At 58.7% G+C, this 23,343-nt stretch carries 18 protein-coding genes and 2 pseudogenes; all 20 read left to right on the plus strand.

The genetic code is table 11. The annotated features are described in order from the left end of the window. Window positions 1–51 precede the first annotated feature (51 nt). The 20 genes and pseudogenes from ACRRNM_RS11550 to flhB all read left to right on the plus strand — a co-directional run bounded on the left by ACRRNM_RS11550 (window position 52) and on the right by flhB (window position 23,334). Window positions 52–999 (plus strand): chemotaxis protein, encoded by a 948-nt coding sequence (locus tag ACRRNM_RS11550; RefSeq protein WP_435628356.1) that lies wholly within the window; start codon window positions 52–54, stop codon window positions 997–999. Between the two features lie 95 nt (window positions 1,000–1,094). Beyond that, window positions 1,095–1,484: a chemotaxis response regulator CheY gene (cheY, locus tag ACRRNM_RS11555; protein ID WP_435628684.1), complete on the plus strand. Its 390-nt coding sequence runs from the start codon at window positions 1,095–1,097 to the stop codon at window positions 1,482–1,484. 8 nt (window positions 1,485–1,492) lie between these two features. Beyond that, entirely contained in the window at window positions 1,493–2,215 is a 723-nt protein-coding gene (cheZ, locus tag ACRRNM_RS11560) for a protein phosphatase CheZ (RefSeq protein WP_435628357.1), read from the plus strand. Window positions 2,216–2,290: 75 nt separating this feature from the next. Then, window positions 2,291–4,144, plus strand: a complete 1,854-nt coding sequence (locus ACRRNM_RS11565; RefSeq protein WP_435628358.1) for a chemotaxis protein CheA — start codon at window positions 2,291–2,293, stop codon at window positions 4,142–4,144. Window positions 4,145–4,561: 417 nt separating this feature from the next. Further along, window positions 4,562–4,840, plus strand: a pseudogene (locus ACRRNM_RS11570) (methyl-accepting chemotaxis protein); the annotation flags it as partial. Between the two features lie 9 nt (window positions 4,841–4,849). Further along, entirely contained in the window at window positions 4,850–5,290 is a 441-nt protein-coding gene (locus ACRRNM_RS11575; RefSeq protein ID WP_435628685.1) for a CZB domain-containing protein, read from the plus strand. Between the two features lie 566 nt (window positions 5,291–5,856). Next, complete coding sequence (locus tag ACRRNM_RS11580) at window positions 5,857–6,537, plus strand: methyl-accepting chemotaxis protein (RefSeq protein ID WP_435628686.1); 681 nt, start codon at window positions 5,857–5,859, stop codon at window positions 6,535–6,537. Between the two features lie 91 nt (window positions 6,538–6,628). Next, a complete protein-coding gene (locus ACRRNM_RS11585; RefSeq protein WP_435628359.1) occupies window positions 6,629–6,994 on the plus strand; it encodes a response regulator in 366 nt (121 codons plus the stop codon). A 69-nt stretch (window positions 6,995–7,063) separates the two neighbouring features. Next, entirely contained in the window at window positions 7,064–9,184 is a 2,121-nt protein-coding gene (gene cheA / locus ACRRNM_RS11590; RefSeq protein ID WP_435628360.1) for a chemotaxis protein CheA, read from the plus strand. A 79-nt stretch (window positions 9,185–9,263) separates the two neighbouring features. After that, a complete protein-coding gene (locus ACRRNM_RS11595; protein ID WP_435628361.1) occupies window positions 9,264–9,749 on the plus strand; it encodes a chemotaxis protein CheW in 486 nt (161 codons plus the stop codon). Between the two features lie 53 nt (window positions 9,750–9,802). Then, window positions 9,803–10,333: pseudogene (locus tag ACRRNM_RS11600) on the plus strand (Tar ligand binding domain-containing protein); the annotation flags it as partial. A 75-nt stretch (window positions 10,334–10,408) separates the two neighbouring features. Beyond that, window positions 10,409–11,785: a methyl-accepting chemotaxis protein gene (locus ACRRNM_RS11605; protein WP_435628687.1), complete on the plus strand. Its 1,377-nt coding sequence runs from the start codon at window positions 10,409–10,411 to the stop codon at window positions 11,783–11,785. Window positions 11,786–12,053: 268 nt separating this feature from the next. After that, window positions 12,054–14,288 carry a nitrate- and nitrite sensing domain-containing protein gene (locus tag ACRRNM_RS11610; RefSeq protein WP_435628362.1) on the plus strand — a complete coding sequence of 745 codons (2,235 nt, stop codon included), beginning with the start codon at window positions 12,054–12,056 and terminating at the stop codon, window positions 14,286–14,288. 115 nt (window positions 14,289–14,403) lie between these two features. After that, window positions 14,404–16,380 (plus strand): methyl-accepting chemotaxis protein, encoded by a 1,977-nt coding sequence (locus ACRRNM_RS11615; RefSeq protein ID WP_435628688.1) that lies wholly within the window; start codon window positions 14,404–14,406, stop codon window positions 16,378–16,380. A 77-nt stretch (window positions 16,381–16,457) separates the two neighbouring features. Continuing rightward, on the plus strand, window positions 16,458–17,336 hold the full coding sequence (locus ACRRNM_RS11620; RefSeq protein ID WP_435628363.1) for a CheR family methyltransferase: 879 nt from the start codon (window positions 16,458–16,460) through the stop codon (window positions 17,334–17,336). 41 nt (window positions 17,337–17,377) lie between these two features. Beyond that, complete coding sequence (gene cheD, locus ACRRNM_RS11625) at window positions 17,378–17,992, plus strand: chemoreceptor glutamine deamidase CheD (protein ID WP_435628364.1); 615 nt, start codon at window positions 17,378–17,380, stop codon at window positions 17,990–17,992. A 29-nt stretch (window positions 17,993–18,021) separates the two neighbouring features. Next, window positions 18,022–19,113, plus strand: coding sequence for a protein-glutamate methylesterase/protein-glutamine glutaminase (locus ACRRNM_RS11630; protein ID WP_435628365.1), 1,092 nt, complete (start codon window positions 18,022–18,024; stop codon window positions 19,111–19,113). Window positions 19,114–19,136: 23 nt separating this feature from the next. Beyond that, window positions 19,137–19,451, plus strand: a complete 315-nt coding sequence (locus ACRRNM_RS11635; protein WP_435628366.1) for an STAS domain-containing protein — start codon at window positions 19,137–19,139, stop codon at window positions 19,449–19,451. Window positions 19,452–19,499: 48 nt separating this feature from the next. After that, window positions 19,500–22,007 carry a SpoIIE family protein phosphatase gene (locus ACRRNM_RS11640; protein WP_435628367.1) on the plus strand — a complete coding sequence of 836 codons (2,508 nt, stop codon included), beginning with the start codon at window positions 19,500–19,502 and terminating at the stop codon, window positions 22,005–22,007. Between the two features lie 184 nt (window positions 22,008–22,191). Continuing rightward, window positions 22,192–23,334 carry a flagellar biosynthesis protein FlhB gene (flhB, locus tag ACRRNM_RS11645; RefSeq protein WP_435628368.1) on the plus strand — a complete coding sequence of 381 codons (1,143 nt, stop codon included), beginning with the start codon at window positions 22,192–22,194 and terminating at the stop codon, window positions 23,332–23,334. Window positions 23,335–23,343: the final 9 nt, after the last annotated feature.

A 23,343-nucleotide genomic window follows, 5' to 3' on the forward strand; every position in this document is an offset into this window, starting at 1 on the left:
GTTGCGGCTGCAACATCCCGGTTTCTGCCTCTGTCTGACAGGGAGAGGGGAATGACTTACACGGAAGATATGTTAAGCGGTAGCCAGGATGGTTTGCTGGATAATGTTGACGCACGCACCAATCTGGCGGGCACCAACAAGATGGAGATCCTGCTGTTCAGTCTGGGCAGCAGCGAAAAATTCGGCATTAACGTGTTCAAGGTCAAGGAGGTTTGCCAGGCGGGCAAGATCACGCGCACGCCCAATATGCCGACCGGGGTGGATGGTATCGTCAGCTTGCGCGGGCATGTGATGCCGGTGCTCAATCTGGCGAATTTCATGGGGATATACCCGACCGAAAAGTATCACACCATGATGGTGGCGGAGTACAGCAATCATATCCTGGGGTTCCTGGTGAAAGAGGTGGATCGCATCATCCGGGTGGACTGGGACAAGGTGCGCGCGACGGAAGGGATGCTCTCCGACAAGGGCGCATTGATCACCGCCATCACCGAGTTGCCGGACGGATCGCTGATTTCAATTCTTGATGTCGAACAGATCCTGGCCAATGCATTCGGCGACGCCATTGTCGGAAACGTCGAGCGCGTGGAGTCGGCGCATGACCTGTGCATATTCTTCGCCGACGATTCGATGGTGGCGCGCAGAAAGATCGCTGAAGTGCTCGATAAAATGGGCATCAAGCACATCCAGGCAACCAATGGCCACGAGGCGTGGGAGAGGCTCAGGGCGATGGCAGATGCGGCGCAGAGCGTGGGAGGGAGCCTGCACGACCAGATTCAGGTGATTCTGACCGATGCGGAAATGCCCGAGATGGACGGTTATGTGCTGACGCAAAATATCAAGGCTGACCGCCGCTTCGATGGCATACCGGTGGTGATGCATTCGTCGCTGTCTTCGGATGCGAACCGTGCAATGGGACGGCGTGTCGGGGTGGATCACTATGTGCCGAAATTCGATTCAATAGTGCTGTCGTCGACGCTGCGCCCGTTGCTGGTTTGAATGCGGAATTGAGGACAAGGATTTTGGATCGGGGATCGAGGAGCGGGGTATTTTGCCCAGGCCTGATTCCTTGATGCCGGATTTTGGAGGAAATGATGGGAATAGAAAGTACGAAATTTTTGGTGGTGGACGATTTTTCCACGATGCGCCGCATCGTGCGCAATTTGCTCAAGGAACTGGGTTTCCTGAATGTCCAGGAGGCGGAAGACGGCGTGGAGGCCTTGGTCAAACTGCGCGCGGACGAGTTCGATTTTGTGGTGTCCGACTGGAACATGCCCAACATGACGGGGATTGAGTTGCTGCGCGCGATCCGCGCGGACGAAAAGCTCAAGCATCTGCCGGTGCTGATGGTGACGGCGGAGGCGAAGAAGGAAAACATCATTGAGGCGGCGAAGGCCGGCGCAAGCGGCTACGTGGTGAAACCGTTTACGGCCGCCACGCTGGATGAAAAGTTGAAGAAAATATTTGCCAACATGCAAAAGTGAGTAATGCGATGAACGACAATACTGCAAATCAGGATTCCGACGACCTCGAAGCGTTATTCGATAGCATCGTGTCGGCCAATGCCGAGGAAGACAACCCGTTCCCCGCGATGGGGGGCAAGGAGGCCGATTCGGCGAAGATGATCAACCAGATCGGGCACATGGCGCGGACGCTGCATGACACGTTGCGCGAGTTGGGACTGAACAAGGAAATCGAAAAAGCGGCGGCTTCCATCCCGGATGCGCGTGACCGCCTCAATTATGTGGCAACCCTGACGCAACAGGCAGCGGAGCGGGTGCTGAATGCGACTGATGCAGCGCAGCCGATTCTGGAAAAAGTGGAGGTCGAATCGCATCGCCTGGCGGGGCAGTGGCAGATGCTGTTTGAGCAAAAGCTGGACGTGATGCAATTCAGGGATCTCGTCATGCAGACGCAGGCCTTTCTCCATGAGGTGCCCAAGCAGACCAAGGCGACCAACGCCCACCTGATGGAAATTATGATGGCGCAGGATTTTCAGGATCTGACCGGCCAGGTCATAAAGAAGATCATCGACGTGACCAAGGCCATGGAGGAACAACTGGTTTCTCTGCTGCTGGAGGCTGCGCCGCCTTCGGTCAAGGCGGAATTTGACTCGGGTCTGTTGAATGGTCCGGTCATCAATGCGGCAGGGCGCACGGATGTGGTGACCAGCCAGGATCAGGTGGACGACTTGCTGGAAAGCCTGGGGTTCTGAAGATAGCGCAGGTCGGGCTTTGGCCAGACCCTGGTGCCGTGTCGGGCTGAAGCCCGACCTACTTGGGAGAATGAAATGAATGACTTTGCCGGCATGGAAGAATTGTTGAGCGATTTTTTGCTGGAGGCGGGCGACATGCTGTCCGAAGTGGACAGCAAGCTGATGGAGTTGGAAAAGCACCCCGATGACAGCAAGCTGCTCAACGAGATATTTCGCGGTTTCCATACCATCAAGGGAGGGGCCGGATTTCTCAATGCAACCGAACTGGTCACGCTGTGCCATCTCACCGAAAACCTGTTCGACAAACTGCGCAACCGCGAGTTGACCTTGAGCGCCGAACTCATGGATGTGATTTTTGCGGCAACCGCCGAGGTGCGCAGGATGTTTGGCGCCTTGCAGCAAAACCTGCAGCCAGGCGCGGCGCCTGCGGACATCCTCGACAACCTGAAGGTGGCACTGAGCGGAAAGGCGGTTTCCGCTCCGGTGAAAAGTCAGCCAGCCCCGGCGGCTGTGGCTTCTGCCGTGCAGGCCCCAGCCCTGCAGGCCATGGACGGGGTGGATTGGGAGGCACTGTATAACGCATTGACCGGCGGCACGGACATTGCCGCCAAAGTGGGCGTGACGCGCGATCCGGAAAAGATCGCTGCGGCGGTATCCGAAGAGGAATCCACCCGGAAGGCATTCGGCCGCCGCGCCAGCGATGTGCCGGGTGCCACGGTCGGGCGGCGCGACGGCGACGTGCCGGCCAAGGAAGCCAAGGAGTCGACGATCCGCGTGGACACCGACCGCCTCGACCAGGTGCTCAACCTGTCCGGCGAAATCGGTCTGACCAAAAACCGCCTGACGCACTTGCGCTCCAGCATTATCCAGGGGGGTAACGACGCGGACACCTTGCGTGATCTCGATCAATCCGTTACGCAACTGGATATGCTGGTGGTGAATCTGCAGAATGCGGTGATGAAGACGCGCATGCAGCCGATCGGCCGGCTGTTCAAGAAATATCCACGCCTGGCGCGTGACTTGGCAAGATCCTTGGGCAAGGATGTGGAGTTGGTGCTGTCCGGCGAAGAAACCGAAATGGACAAGACCATGATCGAGGACTTGAACGATCCGCTGGTGCATCTGGTGCGGAATGCAGTGGATCACGGCGTGGAGACCATCGAGGAGCGCATCGTCGCCGGCAAGCCGGAAAAGAGCATGGTGGAGCTGAGCGCACGTCAGGAAGGCGATCATATTCTGATTACCATCGCGGACGACGGGCGCGGCATGCGGCCGGAGGTGATCCGCAATAAGGCCATCGAGAAGGGGCTGATCACTACCGAGGTAGCGAACACCCTGGACGAGAGCCAGTGTCTGGAATTGATATTCCTGCCTGGGTTTTCGACCAAGGATGAAATCTCCAGTGTCTCTGGGCGCGGCGTCGGCATGGACGTGGTGAAGACCAACATCCAGAAGTTGAACGGCGTCGTAAACATCCACTCCGAACCGGGCAAGGGAACCGTGCTGACCATCTCCTTGCCACTCACAATGGCCATCCTGCCGGTGCTGATTCTGCGCCTCGGTGAACAATCCTTTGCCGTACCGCTGTCGATGGTGCGGGAGATACTGTCCATCACACCCGATCAGTTGCAGCAGGTTTCCGGCAGGGCAACCATGGTGGTACGCGGCGAAGTGCTGCCGGTGCTGCCGCTGGCGCAATTGATCGGCTGGGAGCAGGGCCCCAATCCGGAAGTGGGCGTCCTGATGCAGTTCGGCAACAACAGCTTCATCCTGTCGGCGGACGGCTTTGCCGGGCATGACGATGTGGTGATCAAGTCGCTGGATACTTTCCGTCCCAAGGGCGTGGCGGGCGTAACCATGTCCAGCGAGGGCGACATCGTGCTGATCCTCGATATCAAGGAACTGCTCAGCGATGTGCGCGGACACTAGCAGAGTTAGGGGAATAGCATGTTTTGCGGAAAATTAAGGCAGGAACACAGGGAGTTGCAGGCCAGGCTGGCCCAAGCCGATCAGGAGATTGCCGCGCTACGCGGCGATTTGTCCCGGCTGGAGGGTGAGCGCGAGGCGGTGCGTGCCGAGTTGGAGGGAGTCTTGGCCGAACAACAAGGTGCGGCCAAGTTGCATGACAACATGCAGGGGTTCGGCGATTCCTTCGCGGAGCTGCAAAAATCCCAGGTCGCCGCGGCGCAGGCCTTACGCGAAGAAAAACAGCACGCCATCGAGGCGGCCGGCATTTCGGCGAACAACCGCGAGGCCGTGCTGCGGATCGCCCAGAGCCTCAATGCGCTGTCCGCAGATACCATACAGACTTCGCAGAACGTGCAAAACCTGACCGAGCGTGCGGCGCAGATCGGCAGCATCGTCCAGCTGATCAAGGAAATTGCCGACCAGACCAACCTGCTGGCGCTCAATGCGGCAATCGAAGCGGCGCGCGCAGGCGAGCAGGGACGCGGTTTTGCGGTGGTCGCGGACGAGGTGCGCAAGCTGGCTGAGCGCACCGCGAAGGCGACCAGCGAGATTTCGACAATAGTGACCGCCATCCAGGGAGAGACCGACCGCACCAAGGTGCAAATGGAGGGCTGGGCGGCGAAGTCGCATGTGTTCAGCGGCGATGTCACGGGCGTGACGGACAGCATGGAACATTTGCTGAAGCTGTCGCAGCAGATAGAGGGCACGATTTCGGCGGCGGCGCTGCGCAGCTTTATCGAGGTCGCCAAGATCGACCATATCCTGTACAAATTTGAAATTTACAAGGTGTTCATGGGTATATCGGAGCGCGATGCGGGCAGTTTTGCGCCGCATACCGATTGCCGGCTGGGCAAGTGGTATTTCGAAGGCGAGGGCCGGGATTGTTTTTCCAGACTGGACGGCTACGCGGCCGTGGCGAATCCGCATCAGGACTTTCATCAGCATGGCCGGGAAGCCGTGACGGCATTCCGCTCCGGCGACTTTTTGGGCGGTATCGAGCTGGTTGGAAAATTGGAGGCCGACAGCATGGGGGTACTTTCCGCGCTGGAGAGGATTGCCGTAGCGGGGAAAGGCGACAGCAGCCTGCTATGCCATACACCGGATTAGCGTGGACACAGAGCACCGTGTTTATACAGAATAATCAGAGCCGATAAATCATGACAAACTTTTCTCGCCTAGCCTTAATCGGCGCATTGGCCAGCGGCATTTTGCTGGGCGGCCATGCGCTCTACTTTGGCAGCATATTGGCCGATGTGCTGCTGTTCCTGACTGTCGTGGCTGTCTGGAGCTATCTGCTCAAGCGGGCGGCCGGCGGCGAAGAGTCGCCGGGCCGCGCCGAATCGCCGGTACAGGGCGATATGCCTCTCATTCATGAAAGCAATGCTTTCCATGTGCAATTGGGCAACGAACTTTCCAGCCAGCTCGCTTCGGCGCATACCGAGCTTGGCAACACCCAGGCCATCCTCAGCGATGCCATAGCCAAACTGGTCAATACCTTTACTGCGATGGCGGATGAGGTGCGCGCGCAGCAGGCCTTGACGCTGTTTATTACGGACGGCGGAGAGGCCAGTGAGGACCAGAATGCGAAACAAAAATTCGAGCATTTCGTCCAATCCACTTCCGATGCAATGAACGAGTTTGTCGATTCCACTGTCCAGAACAGCAAACGCGCGATGGAGCTGGTGGAGAAGATGGACGCCATCAACGTGCAGGTCTCGGGCATCCTCGGCATCCTGAACGAGGTGGAGAGCATCGCCAAGCAGACCAACCTGCTGGCGCTGAATGCGGCGATCGAGGCGGCGCGCGCGGGTGAGGCCGGACGCGGGTTTGCCGTGGTTGCGGATGAGGTGCGCAATCTCTCGGAAAGCACCAACAAGTTCAGCAGGCAGATACGCGCGCTGGTGGGCAATGTCAACGCATCCCTGATTTCTGCTGAGCAATCCATCAACAGCCTCGCGGCAACCGACATGACCTTCGTGATGGAATCGAAGCAGCGCGTCGAGGTTATGATGGCGGATCTTTCCGAGTTGAATGAGACCATCGCCAGAAATGCCGATGAACTGAATCTGATCAATACCAAGGTCGAGCAGAACGTGGCGGCGGCGGTCTCTACCCTGCAATTTCAGGACATGAGTTCGCAGTTGCTTGCGCATGCCCAGATGCGCCTGGTCGCCCTGCAGGAGGTTGCCAACGAGATGCGCAAGGGCACGGACCAGCCAAACCGCAATGGATACCTCGAGCAGATCGCCACCTACAATCGCTCGCTGCACGAACATGTCGTCTCGCTGGACGAGAAGAAATCCAACCCGGTCGCGCAGGATAATTTCGCGACCGGCGACATCGAGTTGTTTTAGGGCATGTTCGCAGGCACCCCGCTCCTCGCTGTATTTTCAACTGGATGCTATAATCAAAAGAAGTTCTAACAATCTGATTGAGTGCAATTAAATGGCAAAAACCGTATTAACCGTTGACGATTCCGCCTCCATCCGCCAAATGGTGGCGTTTACCCTCAAATCTGCAGGCTACACCGTCATCGAGGCGGCCGACGGCCAGGAGGGGCTGGACAAGGCCAAGGCCAATGCGGTCAATCTGGTGCTGACCGACCAGAACATGCCCAAGATGGATGGCCTGACCCTGATCAAGACCCTGCGCGGCCTGCCGCAATACAGGGCGACGCCGATCCTGATGCTGACCACCGAATCCAGCGATGCCATGAAGGCGCAGGGCAAGGCATCGGGCGCAACCGGCTGGCTGGTCAAGCCGTTCGATCCGCAAAAATTGCTTGAGGTCGTCAAAAAAGTGATCGGTTAGCACCGGTACGCCCAGAATTTTGATGGATAGACGCCCCCGCATTTCATACTTCCCTTCAGGAAAAAGCCAATGTCCATCGACATGAGCCAGTTTTATCAGGTGTTCTTCGAGGAATCCGCCGAACACCTCGCAAGCATGGAAAGCCTGCTGCTTGAGCTCGACCTGGATGCGCCCGATGCGGATCAGTTGAACGCCATCTTTCGTGCGGCCCACTCCATCAAGGGCGGCAGCGGCACCTTCGGTTTCACCGACATGACCGAAGTGACGCATGTACTGGAAACCCTGCTGGATCGCATCCGCAAGAATGAAATTGCGATTACCGCCGACATGGTCGATGCCTTTCTGCAGGCGGGCGACGTGCTGCACGGCTTGCTGGAGGCACACCAGAACGGAACGGTTGCCGACGAAGCTGCATCGCTCGAAATCCGTGCCAGGCTGGAAAAATTGACAGCGGAGGGCGGCCAGAGGGCAGCGGGCAGCGGGCAGAAAACTGAAACTGCAGAGGCGGCGCATTCCCCGGCGCAGCATATTTACCGGATCAAGTTCGACAAATCTCCCGCCATCTTCCCCGGCAAGGCCGAACTCGACAATTTGCTCGAAGAGCTGGGTAATATCGGCAAAATCGAAAACCAGGAAATCGCCGCCGAGTCGGTGACGCTAACGCTGGCCACCTACGCCGCCGAAGCAGATTTGCGCGATACCTTCTCGTTTTTTCTGGAACCGGAGCAACTCACCATTACCCTGTTCGATGGGCAAAAGGCGGAGGACACTGCTTCCGGAGAAGATCAGGGTTACGGCTTCTTCGTCGAGCCGGAAAAAATCCAGGCGGCAAGCGAGGATGCGCAGGGTTATGGTTTCTTCGTGGAGCCGGAGACGGTCAAGTCGGAAGTCGAGAATGCGCAGGGCTACGGCTTCTTCACCGAGGTGGAAAGCCAGCCGCCCGCAACAGAGCAGGTGGCGACATCGGATACTCCGCCGGACAACGCGCCGCAGCGGCGTGCCACCGACCGGGCACCGGCTGCCGCGGCGGAAACCTCGATCCGCGTCAGCGTGGAAAAGGTCGACCAGATGATCAACCTGGTGGGGGAGCTGGTGATTACCCAGGCGATGCTTGCGGAAACCGCCTCTCATCTGGATCCGGTATTAAACGAACGCCTGGTCAACGGGCTGGCGCAACTCGAGCGCAACACCCGCGACCTGCAGGAATCCGTCATGTCGGTGCGCATGATGCCGATCAACTTCGTGTTCAGCCGCTTCCCGCGCGTGGTGCGCGACCTTGCCGGCAAGCTCGGCAAGAGGGTGCAACTCAAAATGATCGGCGAGGGCACGGAGCTGGACAAGGGATTGATCGAAAAAATCAGCGACCCGCTGACCCATTTGGTGCGCAACAGTTTGGATCACGGCATCGAACTGCCGGATGAGCGCGAGGCCAAGGGCAAGGACCCGCAAGGCACCATCACCCTGCGCGCCGCGCATCAGGGCGGCAATATCGTCATCGAGGTAACGGATGACGGCGCCGGGCTGAACCGCGAAAAGATTCTCGCCAAGGCGCGGGAAAAGGGCATTCCGGTTGGCGATAACATGAGCGATGCCGATGTCTGGCAAATGATCTTTGCGCCCGGTTTTTCCACCGCCGCCGTGATTACCGATGTTTCCGGGCGCGGTGTCGGTATGGACGTGGTCAAAAAAAATATCGAGGGCATCGGCGGCCGCGTCGAAATCGCCTCTCAGCAGGGAAATGGCAGTACCATCACCATCAGCCTGCCGCTGACGCTGGCGATACTCGACGGCCTGTCCATCGCAGTAGGCGACCAGGTTTACATCGTGCCGCTCAGCTTCATCAGCGAATCGTTGCAGCCGACTGCCGCCGACATCAAGGATGTCAGCGGCCAGGGGCAGGTGGTGCATGTGCGCGGCGAATATCTGCCGCTGATTGCGCTGCACAAGGTGTTCAATATCCAGCCCAGGGTTGCCAATCCTGCGGAAGGCATCCTGGTGCTGCTCGAAGGCGAAGGCAAAAAGGTCGCACTGTTCGTGGACGAGTTGATCGGCCAGCACCAGGTGGTGATCAAGAGCCTGGAAACGAACTATCGCAGGGTGCCCGGCATTTCGGGTGCGACGATCATGGGCGACGGTCGGGTGGCGATGATCATGGATGTGGCCGCGCTGATCAAGCTGGCGCAGCGCTAGGGGCAGATTTGTGGGCGGGATATTATCCCGCGCAGAGACACCGTTGGAGTAGGCAGTCAATTACCGGAAGGAGAAAACCATGCAGACAAGCGAAGGACAGGCGGCGGGTGGCAATGGCCGCGAACTGCTGACTTTTACGCTGGGCAATGAGGAATACGGCATCGATATCCTCAAGGTTCAGGAGATTCGCGGCTACGACGCGGTCACCACGATCGCCAACACACCCGACTTCATCAAGGGAGTCATCAATCTGCGCGGCATCATCGTGCCGATCGTGGACATGCGCATCAAATTCCGCCTCGGCAAGGTGGAATACGACCAGTTCACCGTGGTCATCATCCTCAACGTCGCCAAGCGCGTGGTCGGCATCGTGGTGGACGGCGTCTCGGACGTGATCGCGCTGACCGCCGAGCAGCTCAAGCCTGCGCCGGAATTCAGCGCCGGGCTGGATACGCAGTACATCATGGGGCTGGGAACGGTCGATGAGCGCATGATCATCGTGATGGACATCGAGAAATTGATGACCAGCCGTGATATGGAGCTGGTTGAGGCGGCGGCAGCCTAGGGCCAGGCGACAGGACGGAAAATTATCAAGTCTACAATCTGGAAAAGTTAGAAATGTTCAATAATATCAGTATCAAATCCCGCCTGACGGCGGTTATTGCAATCCTGTCGGTTTTACTCATCGTGATCGGCGTCATGGGGATGCTTGGCATGAGCAAGTCCAATGAAGGACTGCGCAGTGTTTACGAGGACCGCACGGTGCCCATGGAGCAGATTTCCAGCATCCAGAAATTGCTGCTTACCAACCGGCTACGCATCGCCGTTTCCATGGTGACGCCCACGCCGGAAATCATTCAGAAGAATACTGCGGAAGTAGATCGGAATATCGCGGAGATCGGCAAGATATGGGAAGCATACATGTCTACTACGCTCACTCCGGAGGAGAAAATTCTGGCGGACAAGTTTGCCGAGGATCGCAAGAAGTTTGTGGGGGAGGGTTTGAAGCCGGCAATCGCGGCGCTTCGCGCCAACGACCTGAAACTGGCCGACAGGATCGTGGTAGAAAAAATCCGTGTGCTATATGAACCGGTCGGTGAGGGCATCCAGCAGCTGCTGCAACTGCAGCTTAATGAAGCAAAGCATGAGTATGAAAACGGCCTGGTCCGCTATGAAAACAGCCGCAACCTTTCCATCGGCCTGATTGTCGGCGGTCTGGTGCTGGTGCTTTGGCTGGGCATCGCCCTGATTCGCGCCATCATGCGGCCATTGGGCCAGGCGCAGGAGGTGGCGGCCAGGATTGTTGCGGGCGACCTGAGCAGCACCATCGAGATCAGGAGCAACGACGAAATCGGGCAGTTGCTGACGTCTTTTAATGTTATGCAAGACAGCCTGCGGGCGATCGTCGGCGAGATCAAGAGCATCGTCGAGGCGGCGGCGGTGCGCGGCGACTTCAGCGTCAAGATGGGCATGGACGGCAAGGCGGGGTACACGAAGGAACTGTCGGAACTGCTGAACCAGCTTTCCAACGTGACGGAGACGGGGTTGAACGATGTGCTGCGCGTGGCGAACGCGCTGGCCAAGGGCGACCTGACGCAGACCATCGCCAAGGACTACCCCGGCACCTTCGGCGAAGTGAAGGCTGGTGTGAACGGCACGGTGGAAAACCTCAAGGCGCTGGTCGGCGACATCAAGGATGCGACCGACACCATCAACACGGCTTCCAAGGAAATCGCCGCGGGCAACAGCGACCTGTCGCAGCGCACCGAAGAACAGGCCAGCAGCCTCGAAGAAACCGCGAGCAGCATGGAGGAACTCACCTCCACCGTAAAGCAGAACGCCGAGAACGCCAAACAGGCCAACCAGCTTGCGATCAGTTCTTCGGATATCGCGGTCAAGGGCGGAGCGGTGGTCGGCGAAGTCGTCACGACGATGGACGCGATCAACGAAGCCTCGCGCAAGATCGTCGACATCATCTCGGTGATCGACGGCATCGCGTTCCAGACCAACATCCTCGCCCTCAATGCGGCGGTGGAAGCGGCCAGGGCGGGCGAACAGGGGCGTGGTTTTGCGGTGGTGGCCGGAGAAGTGCGCAACCTGGCGCAAAGAAGTGCGGCCGCCGCCAAGGAGATCAAGACGCTGATTGGTGACTCGGTGGAGAAGGTCGAAGGCGGCAGCAAGCTGGTTGCGCAGGCCGGACAGACCATGGAAGAGATCGTCAACTCGATCAAGCGCGTGACCGACATCATGTCCGAGATCACCGCGGCGTCGGTGGAGCAAAGTCAGGGTATCGAACAGGTGAACCTCGCGATCACGCAGATGGACGAAGTCACGCAGCAGAATGCCGCGCTGGTCGAAGAAGCGGCGGCGGCGGCGGAATCGCTGGAAGAGCAGGCGCAGAACCTGTCGGTGTCGGTGGCGACCTTCAAGGTGGACGAAGGCGCAGGCGGCGCTGCTGCCGCGCGCCGCCTGCCGGCTCCCGCGCAAACACCGGCGCGCAAGGGGACGGCGCTGGCCAAGGCCGCGCCGGCCAAGACGCCGGTGGCGAAGCCCAAAGCCAGGCCGCAGGCGGACGACGACGGCGAGTGGGAAGAGTTTTAATTTGCAGCCCCACTCCATCTGCTGGAGGGAGTGGGGAGTTTGCGGAATCAAATCCGGCATGGGCAGTGCTTTATTGTTTTACCATACCAAACATATTTTGCAGCAATACTACGTCGTAAAAATAACATAGCCCCAGGAGAAGATTTTGCCGTCATTCAGTGCGCTGAAAATGAGAACGAAGTTGATATTGATTGTTGCAGTTCCGTTATTGGGACTTCTGTATTTTTCAATCAGTAGCACCATCGAGAGAGCCGTCATTGCCCGAGAAATGGGCAAACTGGAATCCCTGGTAGGGCTGTCGGTCAAGATTGGCGCGCTTACCCATGAGTTGCAGAAAGAACGGGGCATGACTGCGGGTTTCCTGGGCAGCCAAGGCGTCAAGTTTGCCAGCGAACTGCCGGCGCAACGTACTGCCACGGATAAGAAAGTCGGCGAGCTAAAGCAGGTGTTAGCCAATTTCAATGCAGACCAGTTTGGGCCATTCCTGAGAAACTCACTAAGCGAAGTATTGAAAAATATTGACGAGCTTAATACTAAGCGAGGTGCAGTCTCCGCGCAGACCATTCCTGCGCAAGAGGCGGTCAGCTATTACACCAGAATAATCGATATATTCCTGAATATCCCCAATCAGGCATCGACACTCAGTAGCAATAGCCATATCGCACGGTTGAATTCTGCCTATGCAGCCCTGTTGCTGAGCAAGGAGCGCGCCGGGCAAGAGCGCGCCATTCTCACTGCCGTCTTTGCGGCCGATAAATTTACCCCGGAAATTTTCGCACGATTTTTTTCAAACGCTTCCGCACAAGATGTTTATGTCAAGGTTTTTAATACTTACGCCCTTGATGAGCAAAAAGAATTTTATAAAAACAAGATCAGCGGCCCGGCGGTAGATGAAGTGGCGGCAATCAAAAAGACCACAGTAGAACGGGCGAACGAGAAAAGCCTGGGTGTTGATAGCGCGCACTGGTTCAAGGTGGTAACGGAGAAAATCGATCTGTTAAAGGAGGTTGAGGACAGGCTGTCAGGCGATTTGTCGAAAACGACCGAACAGCTCAAGGGTAATGCCCAAAACTTGATGATTTTCTACATCACGCTTTCCGTGGTGACTTTGCTGGTAACGCTATTTTTTGCTACCTATATGATTCGCGCGTTGCTGCGCCAGATTGGCGGTGAACCGGACTATGCGGCGGAAGCAGTCCACAAGATTTCCGCAGGTGACCTGTCGATGGATTTTGCCGTCAAGCCGGGCGACACCAGCAGCCTGCTGTATTCGATGAAGACCATGCAAGACAGCCTGCGGGCGATCGTCGGCGAGATCAAGAGCATCGTCGAGGCGGCGGCGGTGCGCGGCGACTTCAGCGTCAAGATGGGCATGGACGGCAAGGCGGGCTACACGAAGGAGCTGTCGGAGCTGCTCAACCAACTCTCCAACGTCACCGAAACTGGTATCAGCGACGTGGTGCGCGTGGCGAACGCGCTGGCCAAGGGCGACCTGACGCAGACCATCGCCAAGGACTACCCCGGCTCCTTCGGTGAAATGAAAACCGGCGTGAACGGCACGGTGGAAAACCTCAAGGCGCTGGTCGGCGACATCAAGGATGCGACCGACACCATCAACACGGCTTCCAAGGAAATCGCCGCGGGCAACAGCGACCTGTCGCAGCGCACCGAAGAACAGGCCAGCAGCCTCGAAGAAACCGCGAGCAGCATGGAGGAACTCACCTCCACCGTAAAGCAGAACGCCGAGAACGCCAAACAGGCCAACCAGCTTGCGATCAGTTCTTCGGATATCGCGGTCAAGGGTGGAGCGGTGGTCGGCGAAGTCGTCACGACGATGGACGCGATCAACGAAGCCTCGCGCAAGATCGTCGACATCATCTCGGTGATCGACGGCATCGCGTTCCAGACCAACATCCTCGCCCTCAATGCGGCGGTGGAAGCGGCCAGGGCGGGCGAACAGGGGCGTGGTTTTGCGGTGGTGGCCGGAGAAGTGCGCAACCTGGCGCAAAGAAGTGCGGCCGCCGCCAAGGAGATCAAGACGCTGATTGGTGACTCGGTGGAGAAGGTCGAAGGCGGCAGCAAGCTGGTTGCGCAGGCCGGACAGACCATGGAAGAGATCGTCAACTCGATCAAGCGCGTGACCGACATCATGTCCGAGATCACCGCGGCGTCGGTGGAGCAAAGTCAGGGTATCGAACAGGTGAACCTCGCGATCACGCAGATGGACGAAGTCACGCAGCAGAATGCCGCGCTGGTCGAAGAAGCGGCGGCGGCGGCGGAATCGCTGGAAGAGCAGGCGCAGAACCTGTCGGTGTCGGTGGCGACCTTCAAGGTGGACGAAGGCACAGGCGGCGCTGCTGCCGCGCGCCGCCTGCCGGCTCCCGCGCAAACACCGGCGCGCAAGGGGACGGCGCTGGCCAAGGCTGCGCCGGCCAAGACGCCGGTGGCGAAGCCCAAAGCCAGGCCGCAGGCGGACGACGACGGCGAGTGGGAAGAGTTTTAACGGGAGGTTTTTTGTTCGCCGGATGTAAAGGCGACGGCAACAGACAATCGGTAACCGGTAAAAGATTTGGCTTGTCTTTGGGTTGAATTACTTAAGGAGAAACAACATGGCTGGCATGAAAGTGGGAACCCGTTTGGGGCTGGGCTTCGGTGCGGTGATTGTGTTGTTGATCATCGTCGCCATCGTTGGCATTATCAATATGCGCGGCATCCAGGCTGAACTGGATGACATCATCCACGACGAATTTCCGAAGACGGTGCAGGCGAACAACATGATCGATGGCATCAACTCCATTGGCGTGTTGATGCGCGATTCGTTGCTGGTGGCGGGCCACGACAATATCCTGAAGGAACTGGCCGGCATCGATGAAAAGCGCAAATTCATCAAGGAGAACCTGGAAAAACTGCAGGCCTCGATCGCTTCCGAAAAGGGCAAGGCCGCACTGGCAAAGGTAATAGATGTGCGCAACAAATACGTAGGCTCCCAGGATGCCTTCATCAAATTGCAGAAGGATGGCAAGCAGGCGGAAGCAAAAGCCCTGTTTCTGGCAGAGACGATGGATCTCCAGGATGCTTATATCAAATCCGTGAACGAGCTGATTGGGCTGCAAAGCGACCGGATGATCAGCATTGGCGAAGAAGCCAATCAGCAGGTGAAAAGCGCCCTGATTCTCATTGTGGTTCTCTCGCTGATTGCGGTTCTGGTCGGCGCGATTGTCGCCATCATGATCGTGCGCGGCCTGATGAAACAGCTCGGCGGCGAGCCGGACTATGCGGCCGACGCGGTCGGCAAGATTGCCGCCGGCGACCTGAGCATGACCCTGGCCGTCAAGCCGGGCGACACCAGCAGCCTGCTGTATTCGATGAAGACCATGCAAGACAGCCTGCGGGCGATCGTCGGCGAGATCAAGAGCATCGTCGAGGCGGCGGCGGTGCGCGGCGACTTCAGCGTCAAGATGGGCATGGACGGCAAGGCGGGCTACACGAAGGAGCTGTCGGAGCTGCTCAACCAACTCTCCAACGTCACCGAAACTGGTATCAGCGACGTGGTGCGCGTGGCGAACGCGCTGGCCAAGGGCGACCTGACGCAGACCATCGCCAAGGACTACCCCGGCTCCTTCGGTGAAATGAAAACCGGCGTGAACGGCACGGTGGAAAACCTCAAGGCGCTGGTCGGCGACATCAAGGATGCGACCGACACCATCAACACGGCTTCCAAGGAAATCGCCGCGGGCAACAGCGACCTGTCGCAGCGCACCGAAGAACAGGCCAGCAGCCTCGAAGAAACCGCGAGCAGCATGGAGGAACTCACCTCCACCGTAAAGCAGAACGCCGAGAACGCCAAACAGGCCAACCAGCTTGCGATCAGTTCTTCGGATATCGCGGTCAAGGGTGGAGCGGTGGTCGGCGAAGTCGTCACGACGATGGACGCGATCAACGAAGCCTCGCGCAAGATCGTCGACATCATCTCGGTGATCGACGGCATCGCATTCCAGACCAACATCCTCGCCCTCAATGCGGCGGTGGAAGCGGCCAGGGCGGGCGAACAGGGGCGTGGTTTTGCGGTGGTGGCCGGGGAAGTGCGCAACCTGGCGCAAAGAAGTGCGGCCGCCGCCAAGGAGATCAAGACGCTGATTGGTGACTCGGTGGAGAAGGTCGAAGGCGGCAGCAAGCTGGTTGCGCAGGCCGGACAGACCATGGAAGAGATCGTCAACTCGATCAAGCGCGTGACCGACATCATGTCCGAGATCACCGCGGCGTCGGTGGAACAAAGTCAGGGTATCGAACAGGTGAACCTCGCGATCACGCAGATGGACGAAGTCACGCAGCAGAATGCCGCGCTGGTCGAAGAAGCGGCGGCGGCGGCGGAATCGCTGGAAGAGCAGGCGCAGAACCTGTCGGTGTCGGTGGCGACCTTCAAGGTGGACGAAGGCGCAGGCGGCGCTGCTGCCGCACGCCGCCTGCCGGCTCCCGTGCAAACACCGGCGCGCAAGGGGACGGCGCTGGCCAAGGCCGCGCCGGCCAAGACGCCGGCGGCGAAGCCCAAAGCCAGGCCGCAGGCGGACGACGACGGCGAGTGGGAAGAGTTTTAGATTGGTCTGCACCTTTCCCAAAGCTGGAGAAGGGTGCCGACCCGGTAGGCTGGCTTAATGAAATCATTCGGGATGCGATGAACACCAACTTTCAAGCCGACGCTGTCCGCGACCGCGAATTCGTTTTCACGGCCAAGGACTTCGAGCGGGTGCGGCAGTTGATCTACGACCATGCCGGCATCTCGCTCAACCCATCCAAGCAGGATATGGTGTATAGCCGCCTGGCGCGCCGCCTGCGGGCGACCGGCATGAATAATTTCAGGGACTACCTGGCCTTGCTGGAAAGCAACGATGAGGCCGAGTGGCAGGCCTTCGTCAATGCGCTCACCACCAACCTGACCTCGTTCTTCCGCGAACCGCACCATTTCCCGCTGCTGGCCGAGCATGCGCTCAAGCAGAAAGGGCGGCATCCCATCTCGCTGTGGTGTTCGGCGGCTTCGACCGGAGAGGAGCCCTACTCGATGGCAATGACCATGGTGGATGCCTTTGGCAGCTTTACGCCGCCGGTCAACATTGTCGCCACCGATCTGGACACCAATGTGCTCGCCAAGGCGGAAGCGGGCGTTTATCCGGCCGAGCGCATCGAGAAGCTTTCGGATGATCTGGTGAAGCGTTTTTTCCTCAGGGGAACAGGCGCACAGGCGGGCTTCGTGCGGGTGAGGCCGGAGTTGCGCGCGATGATTACCTTCCGGCAGGTGAACCTGCTCAACAACGACTGGCAGATACGCGGCCCGCTGGATGCGATTTTCTGCCGCAACGTGATGATTTATTTCGACAAGGCGACGCAACTCAAAATACTGGAGAGGTTTGCGCCGTTGCTGCAGCCGGACGGATTGCTGTTCGCCGGGCATTCGGAGAGTTTTCACAATGCCGGGCATGTTTTCAGTCTGCGCGGCAAGACGGTGTACGAATTGGCCAAGTCAAAACCGCATGGGCATCATCATGTGCCCAAGTGACCAGGTGATCCTGAAGAGGGATCGGGAAGGAGTGCGCCGGCATGACTGAGCATGGTTATGAAGAGCTCATGGCGCCGAACCTGTATTTCGACCGGCTGCATAATTCCGAGGCGGCCAAGATATTGCCCGGCGAATACTATGCGACGGCGCGCGACATGCTGCTGGTGACGGTGCTGGGCTCCTGCGTCTGCGCATGCATCCGCGACAGGGTCAGCGGCATCGGCGGCATGAATCATTTCATGCTGCCGGACAGCGGCCAGGACCAGAACAACCCGCTGGGCGAGTCGGCGCGCTACGGCACCTACGCCATGGAAGTGCTGATCAACCAGCTGCTCAAGATGGGCGCGAAGCGCGGCAATTTCGAGGCGAAGGTGTTCGGCGGCGGGGCGGTATTGCGCGGTTTCACGGTCGCCAATATCGGCGAAAAAAATGCCGAATTCGTGCTCAAATTCCTCAAGACCGAGAAGATTCCCCTCGTCGCGCAGGACCTGCTCGATATCTATCCGCGCAAAGTGTATTTTTTCCCCCACACCGGGCTGGTCAGGGTGAAGAAGCTGAAGAAGGTGCATAACGACACGATCATCAGCCGCGAATCCGAGTACGTGACGCGGCTGCATTACGCCAAGATGGAAGGCGACGTGGAGTTGTTCAGCTGAGCGGCTGGCTTGGTTGAGTAAAGGCAGGCATGGAAAACCGGAAAATAAGGGTCCTGGTAATCGACGATTCCGCGCTGATCCGCAGCGTGATGAAGGAGCTTATCGATCGGGAAAAGGACATGGAGTGCGTGGGCGCGGCACCCGATCCGCTGGTCGCGCGCGAGATGATCAAGTCGCTCAACCCGGATGTGCTGACGCTGGATGTGGAAATGCCCAGGATGGACGGGCTGGATTTTCTGGAGCGGCTGATGCGCTTGCGCCCGATGCCGGTGGTGATGGTCTCCACGCTGACGGAACGCGGTTCCAACATCACTTTCCGTGCGCTGGAGCTCGGTGCGGTGGATTTCGTTTCCAAGCCGAAACTGGACATTACGCGCGGCATGGAGGGAGCTGCAGGCGAGATCGCCGACAAGATACGTGCCGCCGCGCAGGCGCGTGTGCGCAAGGCTTCCCCCACGCCGCCGCCGATCCAGGAAAAATTTTCCGCGGATGCGATCCTGCCCAGCGTTGCGGGAAAGTTTTCCTCCACGGAGAAGCTGATCATCATCGGCGCATCGACCGGCGGCACCGAGGCGATCAAGGAGGTGCTGACCCGCCTACCCGCCGACGTTCCCGGCATCCTGGTGGCGCAGCATATGCCGGAAAATTTCACCAAGTCGTTTGCGGAGCGCCTGAACAGCCTGTGCAAGATTTCGGTCAAGGAGGCGGAGCACAACGAGCGTATCCTGCCGGGGCACGCCTACATTGCGCCGGGGCATTCGCACCTGCTGCTCAAGCGCAGCGGGGCGAACTACATGACCGAACTGAACCAGGGGCCTCCGGTGAACCGCCACCGCCCATCGGTGGACGTACTGTTCCGCTCGGCGGCCAATGCAGCCGGTGCGAATGCGATGGGCATCATCCTTACCGGCATGGGCAAGGACGGCGCGCAGGGTCTGCTGGAAATGAAACAGGCCGGTTCGTTCACCATCGCGCAGGACGAGGCGAGCTGTGTGGTTTTCGGCATGCCGAGGGAGGCGATCCTGCTGGGCGGCGCAAGCGAAGTGCTGCCGCTGCAGAATATCGCGCGCCGTACGCTGGAATATCTGGCATCGTATAGCGGCAAGAGCAATCGTGTTTAATCATTCATCACAAGGGAGTAATCATGGCTATCAATGTACAAATTCTGGACCATGCGGCGCGCATCAACATGTACGGCCGTTTCGATTTTCAGGTGCACCGCGAATTCAAGGATGCCTATACACCGCTGCTCGGCAATCCCTCCGTGCGCGAGATCGAGGTCGAGATGAGCAAGGTGGATTACCTGGACAGTTCCGCGCTGGGTATGCTGATGCTGCTGAATGAACGTGCCAAGGGGGTCAACAAGCCGGTCACGCTGCTCAACACTTCCGGTGTGGTATCGCAGGTGCTGGGGGTCGCCAATTTCAGCAAAATTTTCAACATCAGGCAGGCGAGCTAAAGGAAGGCAGCTGTTCGGGCTGCGGCCCGGCGCTGGCGGTAAACGATCATGCGGCTGAATCTACCTGTTTCCAACATCGAGTCCCAGATGCCGGACGGGGTGATCATGGTCACCAAGACCGACCTCAAGGGCGTCATTACCTACTGCAACCAGACGTTCGTCGACATTAACGGGCGCAGCCGCGAGGAAATCATCGGCGCGCCGCACAATGTCGTGCGCCATCCCGACATGCCGCCAGAGGTGTTCGCCGACCTCTGGAAAACCATCAAGGCCAACAAGCCCTGGCAGGGGATAGTCAAGAACCGGCGCAAGGACGGCAGCTTCTACTGGGCGGTGTCCAACGTCACGCCGCTGCTGGAAAAAGGCAAAACCGTCGGCTATGTTTCGTTCCGTTACAAGGCCACGCAGGAGCAGATCGATTCCGCTTCGGAGGCATACCGGGAAATCCGCAAGGGATCGCCCCGGCTGCGCATCGAGGAAGGCAACATCATCCGGATCAAGAGTCCGCTGCTGCACTGGCTGAGCGCCGCCAGCGTCAAGGCACGGCTGTTTGCGCTGATCTTCGTTTTGCTCGGTGCCATGGTCGTGACCGGTATTTACAGCCTGTACCAAGCCGAGAAAGCACATGATCGCACGGTGGAGGGGTTGGCGACCGCCAGCGTGCAGGCCTATGCGCTGGCGACCGCACGCAGTGCGGAAGCGGCTTTCAAGGAGCAGCGGCATGCGTGGAAGAATATATTGATTCGCGGCCACGATGCGGCTTCATTGAAGCGGTACACCGTGGAGTTCGACCGGCGAAGGGAGGAGGTCGAGCAAATACTGGTGGGGCAGCTGATCCCGATCATGCAGCAGATCGGCTTGTCCACCGACGGGGTCGATGCGCTGCTGGGGGAGCATGTCCTGCTGACCAGTAAATACCACTCGGCGCTGAAAACCAGCGACGTCCGCGATTTGAAAAATATCCCGGCGATCGATGCCCTGTCCGCAGGCGTTGATCAGCAAATAACCGAGCAATTCAATGCGATCATTGCAACGATCCGGGAGGCGCAACTCCACGGGTTGGGGGATTTGAATGAAACGCTGGAAAAATCCCATAACGGCCAGCGCAGCCGTTCAGCAGCGATATTGTTGGCATTTGCGCTGGGCGGGCTGGTTTTGTCCGTCTGGTTCATCATCGGCATCCTGAGGCCGATACGCCGCGCCAGCAGCAATTTCGACAGGGTGGTGCAATTGCAGCAACACTTCCTCGAAAAAATCCTGGTACTCGAGGAATACCTCGACCGCCTCGACGAGGAGCAGCGCATCGGCAGCTATATCATGGGGCATATCACCAAGGTTCATGGCGAACTGGATCCGCTGATCCGGCATCTGATCAGGCCGGCGGAACACCTGAGCGGCGATATGTTGCTCGCGGCGCGCACCCCGGACGATGCGCTGCATATCCTGCTCGCCGATGCAGTGGGACATGGGCTGGTTGCGGCCGTCAATGTATTGCCGCTCAGCCAGGCGTTCTACGACATGACCGAAAACGGCTTCCGCATAACCCAGATTGCGGAGGAGCTGAACCTGAAAATCCACCGCTTCATGCCGGTAGATCGTTTTGTTGCGGTCACGCTGGTTTCGATCAACGTGCGCAATCGCGTCATCGAGGTGTGGAACGGCGGCAACCCGGCGCCAGTGCTGGTCGGTAAGAACGGGAAGATTTTGCACGAATGGGAATCCACCAATCTGCCGCTGGGCATCTTGCCGGGCGAGAGTTTTTCCGGCAAACCGGAGATTTTTCAATATGAGGAAAATTGCCAGTTGTGCCTGTTTTCGGACGGCTTGCCGGAGGCCGAATCTCCGCTGGGTGAGCCGTTCGGCAGGGATAGGATCCGGAAATTGTTGCAGGACAGCAACCCCAGGGGGCGCTTTGAAAATCTGGTGGGTCTGCTGGATGCGCACCTGGGCGGAAAGCCGGCGCATGACGATGTTTCGCTGGCCATGATCGAGGTCCCGACCTATCTTCGCGCGGAAGCGGTTCCGGTTGTTCATGTGCCCGTCCAGGCGATAGCGGCAGGCACCAGCAACTGGAAAATCGAGATCAGCCTCGGCGCCGCCGAACTGAAATATCTCAATATCGTCCCGATGCTGACCAATATCATCGAAAAAATTCACGTCGCCAATGAATTTGCCGCGCCGCTGTTCATGATCCTGTCCGAGCTGTTCAACAACGCGCTGGATCACGGCATCCTGCAGCTGGATTCCGGCCTCAAGCACGGGGCAGACGGCTTCGACAAGTTTCTTGAGTTGCGCGATGAACGCCTGCATGCGCTGGAAGGGGGAAAGATCGACCTCGAGATCGAGAAAGTGGTGATCGAGGGGAAATATGGCGTAAAAATCCGGGTTGCCGACAGCGGGGAGGGATTCGATTACGCGGCAGCCCTGGCGGGAGCCGAGGACAAGGTCAAGCATGGCCAGCATGGGCGCGGCATTACGCTGGTGGAAAGCATGTCCTACAAGCTGGAATACGCGGGCAGGGGCAACGATGTCACCGCCTATTACGTTTGTGCCTAGCGCTCGTTTTCAGCCCCCTTGAGCCGGAAAAATATCCTGCCTTGGCCAGCATATTGGCCGAAAGTTGTCAAACAGGTGTAAGAACGATACAAAGGTTCCTGAATAGGTAGGGAATCCCCCCTTTATTTGTGTAATCGAAGTTTGCGCAAGCCGCCGATAATTGCCATGACCCGCGGAATCCATCATGGCAGAAGACAGCGACCTAGAAAAAACCGAACAGCCCTCACAGCGACGGCTTGACCAGGCAAGGGAAAAAGGCCAGGTCGCGCGCTCGCGCGAGCTGTCCACCTTCGCGGTATTGCTGGCGGGTGGCGGCATCCTGTGGTTCATGGGGGCTTCGTTCACCCAGCACATGGTGAAGTCGCTGCGCGACGGCCTGACGCTGAACCGCGAAATGGCCTTCAATCCAGAATTGATGATCCCGCGCCTGTATGACCTCTCGCTGGATGCACTCCTCACCTTCTTTCCTTTTTTGCTCGCGGTCCTGCTTGCCGCGGTATTTTCCCCGTTGCTGCTGAACGGCTGGCTGTTCAGCATCGAGGCGCTGCAGCCGAAATTTTCCAAGATGAACCCGATCTCGGGCATCGCGCGCATGTTTTCCGGGACCGCGCTGGTGGAGCTGGCCAAGGCGATCGGCAAAGCCATCCTGGTGGGCGGGGTGGGGGCATGGGTGATCTGGCACAACAAGGATGCGGTGATGGCGCTCGGCACGCAATCCCTTGCCGCCTCAATCCCGCAGATGGGGCACCTGATCGGCGCGAGTTTTATGATGATCGTCGGCGCGATGCTGCTGATCGTGGCGGTCGACGTGCCGTTCCAGCTATGGGATCACAACAAGAAACTCAAGATGACCAAGGAAGAGGTGCGCCAGGAAGCCAAGGAAACCGAAGGCGACCCGATGGTCAAGGGACGCATCCGCAGCCTGCAGCGTGAGGCGGCGCGCCGGCGCATGATGGCAGCGATTCCGACAGCCGATGTGGTGGTGACCAATCCGACGCACTATGCGGTGGCGCTGAAGTACGGCGAGACGGGCATGCGCGCGCCGATGGTAGTGGCGAAGGGTTCGCATCTGCTGGCGCTGCGCATCCGCGAAATCGCCGAGGAAAATCACGTGCCGATCCTGGAAGCACCGCCGCTGGCGCGCGCACTGCACAAGCACACCGATCTGGGCGAATCCATACCCGAAGCGCTGTACACCGCCGTTGCCGAGGTGCTGGCCTATGTTTACCAGCTGCATCGCTACGAAAAACAAGGTGGTGCGCGTCCGCAGGAGCCGAAGTCTCTGCCGGTGCCGGTCGAGCTGGACCCGGGCGCTGTCGCCGCATGAAGAAATAAA

Source organism: Ferrigenium straubiae (assembly GCF_051257895.1).
GTDB classification, from domain to species: Bacteria; Pseudomonadota; Gammaproteobacteria; order Burkholderiales; family Gallionellaceae; genus Gallionella; species Gallionella straubiae.